2 protein-coding genes are annotated in these 2,504 nt (G+C 47.6%); both read left to right on the top strand.

The features are described from left to right. Positions 1–25: 25 nt before the first annotated feature. Positions 26–1,738 (top strand): ATP-binding protein, encoded by a 1,713-nt coding sequence (locus F6K20_RS33900; protein ID WP_287297713.1) that lies wholly within the window; start codon positions 26–28, stop codon positions 1,736–1,738. A gap of 193 nt (positions 1,739–1,931) precedes the next feature. Next, positions 1,932–2,504: a Pvc16 family protein gene (locus F6K20_RS33895; RefSeq protein WP_008184121.1), complete on the top strand. Its 573-nt coding sequence runs from the start codon at positions 1,932–1,934 to the stop codon at positions 2,502–2,504.

The following is a 2,504-nucleotide window of genomic DNA, read 5'->3' as shown; positions in this document are numbered from 1 at the left end:
TTAGGAGAGGAGCTTCCGGGGTAAAGTGACTCTCCTACGTCATAGTCTACTACACCTGGTCTCGGACCCTAATCAGCTCCAACCAACTCTGCTCGCTCACAATCTTAAACTGGATGGGCTAGTCCTGGCTCTGCTGTTGGGAGAAAAAGGATTAGATCAGCGACTAAAACGCTTCTGTACGTTACTTGAGCCGACTATTTCCCTGGAAGAACTACCGTTAGCTCAAGAAGTAAAGCAGGCTTTATTAACACTGGTTGTGGAAGATTGGCAAGCAAGCAAACCCCTGGCACTGTATTTTGAGGGTGCAGATAGTAGTGGTAAACACCGTGCCGCCCAAGCTATTGCCAGGGCTGTGGAAGCACCATTGCTAACCGTAAATTTAACTGGGATTATAGAAGCCAAAGCTGACTTGGAGCTAACCCTGAAACTAGCTTATCGTCAAGCCTGGTTTCAGAAGGCTTTGCTTTACCTAGAAGGACTAGAAACTCTACAACAAACTATACAAGGTTCCGAGAATTCCAGTCAATATCTATCTCTGCTAAGAATCATAGCAGACCATCAAGGAATTACTATCCTCGCTGCTGAAAAACCCTGGAGGCCAGAGAAAACTATCGCAATCGGAATAGTTACTGTTCCTTTTCCCATCCCTGAGTTTACTGTTCGTCGCTGTTGCTGGCAGAATCAACTAACGGCAGCTGGTATTTCCCTAGATGGACCAGAGCTAGATGCTTTATGCGATCGCTTCCGCCTCAATTCCGAGCAAATTACCGATGCCGTGATTGATGCCTGTAATCGAGCCCGTTGGCGCATTGCCCAAAACACCTCCCCCACTCCTCCCACTTCCCACACTCCCCATCAAAAACCAACCTTGTCCGAACTATTTGCAGCAGCTCGTGCCCAATCTGGTCATGAACTAGGTTCCTTGGCACGTCAAATTCAGCCTAAGTACAGCTGGGATGATATTGTCCTGCCAGTTAATCAAAAGGCTCAGTTGCAGGAAATTTGTAATCAAGCCAAATATCGACAGCTGGTGTGGGAAGAGTGGGACTTCCAGAGCAAGCTTTCCCTGGGCAGAGGACTGAATGTCATGTTTTCTGGCCCACCAGGGACTGGTAAAACCATGGCAGCGGAAATTATTGCCCACGAATTAGAGCTTGACCTCTATAAAATTGACCTGTCCCAAGTGGTCAGTAAGTATATCGGGGAGACAGAAAAAAACCTCAATCGCATCTTTACAGCTGCTGCCAATGCTAACGCCATTCTCCTGTTTGATGAGGCAGATTCCCTCTTTGGCAAGCGCTCTGAAATTAGCAGTGCCCATGACCGCTACGCCAATATTGAGGTTGGCTATCTCCTGCAAAAGATGGAGGAGTACGAAGGAGTGGCGATTTTGACTACCAACCTCCGCACTAATATGGACGATGCCTTTGTCCGGCGGTTACGTTTTATTATTGAGTTTCCTTTTCCTAATCTCAAAGACCGCCGCCGGATCTGGGAGCAAATCTGGCCTAGTCGTGTACCTCGCTCTGAGGAACTGGATTTAGATTTTATCGCCCGTCACTGCGAGATTGCTGGGGGCAATATTCGTAATATTGCTCTAGCTGCTGCTTTTATAGCAGCAGATGATGGTGGAATTGTCAAGATGAATCACCTGCTTCGTGCAGTCCGGCGAGAGTATCAGAAGATGGGAAAAGTGTTAATAGAGGGGGAATTTGGTCAGTATGCTGGGCTGATGTGATGATTCGTAATAACTTAAATAACTGTGCAACCGATTCACTAAGTACTGATAACTTGTATTTATTTTTGTTACGGAGAAGACTTAAGGGGCAGAAAGCATTCTAAGGTTGATACTTGGTAACGCTAAATTGCCAATTGACCTCAGCTAGTTGGCTGATGATTTGGCGACCTGCGCGCTTGAGTGAGGGAATGAGATGATTCACGACCTGGATAAAACGTTGGAGGAATTGCTCAAGGGCGAACTCCCTCCTGACCTAATCTCGTCAGTTACGATTAGCTTTGCCACACCTGACAAGGATTTTAGTGTCAAGCCAGCGATTAATCTCTTTCTTTACGATGTGCGTGAGAATCTGGAGTTACGCAACACCACCTGGTCAACAGAACGCAGTAATGGCAGGGCGACCAAAAGGCGTAATCCAGTGCGAGTGGACTGCTCTTACCTAATCACCGCTTGGTCTGCTCTTACAGGTACAGGTAATGGTCAAAGACCAGAGCAAGAAGAGCACCAATGGCTGGGGGAGGTAATGAAAGTGCTACTGCGTCATCGTATGATTCCAGCGGCTGTATTACAGGGAAACCTCAGGGGGATGGAACCTCCGATCAGGACAGTTAGTCTCAGTCAGAGCAACCTACAGAGTTTGGGGGAATTCTGGCAAGCAATGGGAGGAAAGCCCAGACCAGCATTGAACTACACCCTGACTATGGCTGTGGAAGTCGATGATCCGGTTGACGCAGGAACCTTGGTAACCGATATGAGGATTGGGTGA

Source organism: Moorena sp. SIO2C4 (assembly GCF_010672485.1).
Classification (GTDB): Bacteria; Cyanobacteriota; Cyanobacteriia; order Cyanobacteriales; family Coleofasciculaceae; genus Moorena; species Moorena producens.
Note: the sequence above shows the minus strand (reverse complement) of the source record. Positions and strands in the feature narration are given on the sequence as shown.

Excerpts from the sequence above, each read along its gene's own strand:
- F6K20_RS33895 (WP_008184121.1), top strand. The coding sequence starts at position 1,932 with ATGATTCACGACCTGGATAAAACGTTGGAGGAATTGCTCAAGGGCGAA.